We start from the raw sequence: 4,581 nt of genomic DNA on the forward strand, positions 1-4,581 counted from the left end.
GCGTCGAGGCAACGAACGTGTAGTAGATCGGGAAGGCGACGATCAATATGCCGAGGATCAGCATGGCGTGGGCGATGACGGTGCGGAGCGGTGACTGGCCGATCATCGCTCGCCCTCAGCCGTAATGGACTTTGCGTTCCACATAGCGGAACTGGATGGCGGTGAGCGAGATGACGATGATCATCAGGATGACCGACTGCGCCGCCGAGTCACCGAGGATCAGATTGACGAAGCCGTCATTGTAGACCTTGTAGACCAGCGTCTCAGTCGTCTTGCCCGGACCGCCCCCGGTGACGGCATGGACGATGCCGAACGTGTCGAACAGGGCATAGACGGTGTTGACGACCAGCAGGAAGAAGGTCGTCGGCGCAAGCAGCGGGAAGACGATGGTCCAGAATCGCTTGGTCTCGCCGGCGCCGTCCATGGCCGCCGCCTCGATCAAGGCTTTCGGCACCGCCTGCAGGCCGGCGACGAAGAACAGGAAATTGTAGCTGATCTGCTTCCAGGCAGCGGCGGACACCAGCAGGATCATGGCGTGGGTGCCATTGAGCAGTGGATCCCAGGCGATGCCGAAACTCCTCAGCATGTAGGCCAGCGACCCGATCGAAGGGTTGAAGAGGAATAGCCACAGCATACCGGCAATCGCCGGCGCCACCGCGTAGGGCCAGATCAAGAGCGTGCGGTAGAGACCTTTGCCGCGCACCACCTTCTCTGCCATGACCGCCAGCAGGAGCGCCACGCACATGGCGACGATAGCGGTCGCAAGGGAAAACACCACCGTGACCTTGATCGAGTTCAGGTAGGCCGGATCGGCAAGCACTTTCCTGAAATTGGCGAACCAGACGAACTTGGTCCTCAGCCCGAACGGATCCTGCCTGAGCATGGATTGGTAGAACGCCTGACCGGCCGGCCAGTAGAAAAAAACGAGCGTGATGGCCAGTTGCGGCGCCACAAGCAGGTAGGGAAGGACCTTGTTGGGGAACACGACGCGAGGGGTCACGGAGCCACTCCGAGGTGATGAGGCGGGGGGCACCATGCGGCACCCCTCTCCGCCAAGATGGCTTTGATGAGCGTTTCGGACTGGGCATCATCGACCATTGGCGAAATCGCAAGGCACGGCAAAACTCCCCTCACGAGGGGAGATGCCCGGCGGGACAGATGGGTGCGCCGTAGAGCAAGGACCTGCGCTCGCTCTAATTCCCCAGCGCTTCCTTGATCGCGGCATTGCCACGCGTAACCGCATTGTCGAGCGCCTGCTGCGCGGTCTGCTGGCCGGCGAGCATCTTCTCGAACTCCTCGTTCTGGATATCGCGCACCTGCGGCAGATTCGGCAGACGTACGCCCTTGGAATTGTCGGTCGGCGTCTTACCCGTCATCTGCAGGATCGGGGTCTCGCGGCCGACATTCTTGTCATAGAAACCGGACTTCTTGGTCGCTTCATAAGCCGCCAGCGTTACCGGCAGATAACCCGACTTCTGGTGCAGGTATTCTTGCACCTCGGTCTTCGACAGGTAGGCGAAGAAGGCCGCGACGCCCTTGTATTCCTCATCGGATTTGTCCGCGAAAACCCACAGGCTGGCGCCACCCGGCGTCGTGTTCTGCGGCGCACCCTTGGCGTCGCTGTCATACGGCAATTGGCCAATGCCGTAATTCATGCCGGACTTGACGATATCGCCAAGTCCGCCGGACGATTCGGTCATGATCCCGCATTCGCCCGCAAGGAAGATCTGCTTGGCTTCGGAGGTGCGGCCGCCATATTTGAAGGTGCCGTCCTTGGCGAGGTCCGCCAGCGCCTGGAAATGGTTGACGAAAATCGGCGCGTTGATCTTGAGCTCGACATCGCCGCCGGCCAGACCGTTCTGCTGGGTGGCCCATGACACGTCATTCCAGGCCGCGAAATTCTCCAGATGTATCCAGGTCAGCCAGGTCGAGGTGTAGCCGCAGGCGGCCGCGCCGCTCGCCATGATCTTCTTGGCGTCTTCCCACACTTCATTCCAGGTCTTGGGTGGGCTATCGACGTCGAGACCAGCCTTCTTGAAGATATCCTTGTTGTAATAAAGGATCGGCGAGGAGGAGTTGTAGGGGAAGGAGAGCATGGTGCCGTCCGGCTTCGAATAATAGCCGACTATGCCTGGCAGATACTGGCTCTTGTCGAAGGTCATTCCAGCGCTGGTCAACACATCGGCTGCGGGCTTGATGGCACCTTCGGCCGCCATCATCACGCCGGTGCCGACGTCGAACACCTGGATGATGTCTGGCGCCTGGCCCGCGCGGTAGGCGGCAATGCCGGCATTCAGCGTCTCGGGATACGTGCCTTTGAACACCGGAACGAGCTCATAGTCGCTCTGGCTGGCATTGAAATCTTTGGAGATCTTGTCGACGACTTCGGCATTGGCGCCAGTCATGGCGTGCCACCAACTGATCTGCGTGACGGCAAAAGCGGAGGTTGAGGAAAGCGTCATAAAGGTAGCGGCAACACCGGCCGCGAAGCCGAAGGACTTCATGTTTCATCTCCCGTTTGTCATTGGCGAAAGGGGGCACTCCCGCGAAGGCAATATGTGTCGCTCATGACAATCAGACAACGGTTTTGTTGCAGATCGACGAACTTCACCCTTTACCTGACGCAACGCTCGTCTCCGCTTGGAGGCATGGGAAGCGATGCGGTTAGCCGGCTTAGCGCGACGACAAGCGCGCCAGGAACCACCGTCGGGACCGTCAAGCTGGCTTTCGGCGTGTCAGCCCTGATTGCAGCCGCAGCAACCCGAAGAGACACGCCAAGGTTGCAGCCGACTTTATCGATCCCTCAACGGCAACGCGCTACTCAATCCTGCTGCCCTGTTTATTTCCAAAGCTCAGGTGAAATAAATGCTGACGGTCTACAATTGTATCGTCAACGAACATGATCTGAGACTGGTCGCACTCGCCGCGTTGATCTGCGGAATTTCCTGCTTCTCTGCTGTCAACCTGCTTCAGCACATAAGCCGTTCCACAGATCGGAACCGGCTTGCCTGGCTGATGATCGCGGCCACTTCGACCGGCTTTGGCATCTGGGCAACGCACTTCATCGCCATGCTCGCATTCACACCGGGCATACCCAGTGCCTATGATCCGGCACTCTCCGTGCTTTCGCTCGCTGCTTCGGTCACTTTGACGGCAGCCGGCATGTGGATCGCCACCTTGCGGGATGAGTTCGACTATCATCTCGTCGGCGGCGCCGTGCTGGGCGGCGGTATCGCAGCCATGCACTACATCGGCATGGCGGCGTTCGAGGTTCAGGGCCGTATCGAGTGGAACCTGTTGCTTGTCGCCGTTTCCCTGCTGGCCGGCGTAACGCTCGCGGCGCTGGCGCTGCGTGTCGTGCAGCGCCGCCCCTCCTTGAAGGCGACATCCGGCGGCGCGGTGCTGCTGACGCTGGCGATCTGCACCCTGCATTTCATCGGGATGGGTGCCGTCTCGATCTTCCCCGATCCCTCGATCGTCATATCCGAATACACGATCGAGCCGACCTCGCAGGCTTTCGCGGCCGCCGCCGCCACACTGGTGATCCTGGTTCTGTCGGCATCGGCGCTGTGGATCGATTTGCGCTTCCGTCGCCAGAAGCTCGAGGTCGACCGCATGCACGGCCTGGCCAATGCCGCCGTGGAGGGGCTGATCGTCTGCGACGGCAACCGCATCATCAGTGCCAATGACAGCATTGCGGCACTGACGGGCAAAGCAACAGCGACCCTGAACGGAATGCAGCTTGGCGATCTCTTCGGATCCGATATCTCGGGCTTCGGCGAACAGCCGCAGGAGGCCGAATTGAGCGGTCGCGATGGCACGAGCATTCCTGTCGAGCTGATCGCCAGGAGCATCGACTACTGTGGCAAACCGCACAACGTGGTCGCGGTCCGCGACATTCGCGAGCGCAAGAAGGCGGAACAGGAGATCCTGCGGCTTGCCCATTTCGATCCATTGACCGGACTGGCCAATCGCCGCAGCTTTTCCGGCCGGCTGGAGACGGAAATCGCTGCGATGGTCCGGACCAGGAAAGGCGGCCAGCTTGCGCTTCTGCTGCTTGATCTCGACCGGTTCAAGGAGGTCAACGACCTGTATGGGCACGGCGCAGGCGACGCCATGCTGCAGAAGGTTGCGCAGTGCGCGACCGGTATCCTTCGTCCAGGGCAGATGGTGGCGCGGCTGGGCGGCGATGAGTTCGCCATCATCGCGCCGAACCTGGCCGACCCGTTGGAGGCGGGCCGTATCGCCAACGCGGTGCTGACCGCCATGCGCGAGGAAAACCGGCTCTCGGTCGGCGGCGGCCTTGTGTCGGCAAGCATCGGCATTGCGCTGTATCCGTCGGATGCCGAAAACCAGGCCAGCCTGATAAGCCACGCCGATACGGCACTCTACCGGGCCAAGACCGAAGGCAAGGACACTTACCGTTATTTCGAAGCATCGATGGGGCCGAGGCCCGCGACAAGCGCGTCATGGAGCACGAACTGCGCCAGGCGGTCGCACGCCAGGAGTTCTATCTCGTCTACCAGCCGCAGAAAGAGATCAGCAGCGGAAAGATGGTCGGCTTCGAAGCGTTGGTCCGCT

The 4,581-nt window shown here is 60.8% G+C and carries 2 protein-coding genes and 2 pseudogenes; 1 reads left to right on the forward strand and 3 read right to left on the reverse strand.

The features are described from left to right. The 3 genes and pseudogenes from EN884_RS26620 to ugpB form a co-directional block, all read right to left on the reverse strand. Window positions 1-106, reverse strand: a pseudogene (locus EN884_RS26620) (glycerol-3-phosphate transporter); the annotation flags it as partial. Between the two features lie 9 nt (window positions 107-115). Beyond that, on the reverse strand, window positions 116-1,036 hold the full coding sequence (gene ugpA / locus EN884_RS26625; RefSeq protein WP_050580468.1) for a sn-glycerol-3-phosphate ABC transporter permease UgpA: 921 nt from the start codon (window positions 1,034-1,036) through the stop codon (window positions 116-118). Between the two features lie 157 nt (window positions 1,037-1,193). Then, complete coding sequence (gene ugpB, locus EN884_RS26630) at window positions 1,194-2,504, reverse strand: sn-glycerol-3-phosphate ABC transporter substrate-binding protein UgpB (RefSeq protein WP_128360819.1); 1,311 nt, start codon at window positions 2,502-2,504, stop codon at window positions 1,194-1,196. A 361-nt stretch (window positions 2,505-2,865) separates the two neighbouring features. Between ugpB and EN884_RS26635 the strand changes: the two are divergent. Beyond that, window positions 2,866-4,581: pseudogene (locus EN884_RS26635) on the forward strand (diguanylate cyclase); the annotation flags it as partial.

This window comes from Mesorhizobium sp. M7A.F.Ca.AU.001.01.1.1 (assembly GCF_004022735.1).
Lineage (GTDB): Bacteria > Pseudomonadota > Alphaproteobacteria > Rhizobiales > Rhizobiaceae > Mesorhizobium > Mesorhizobium ciceri.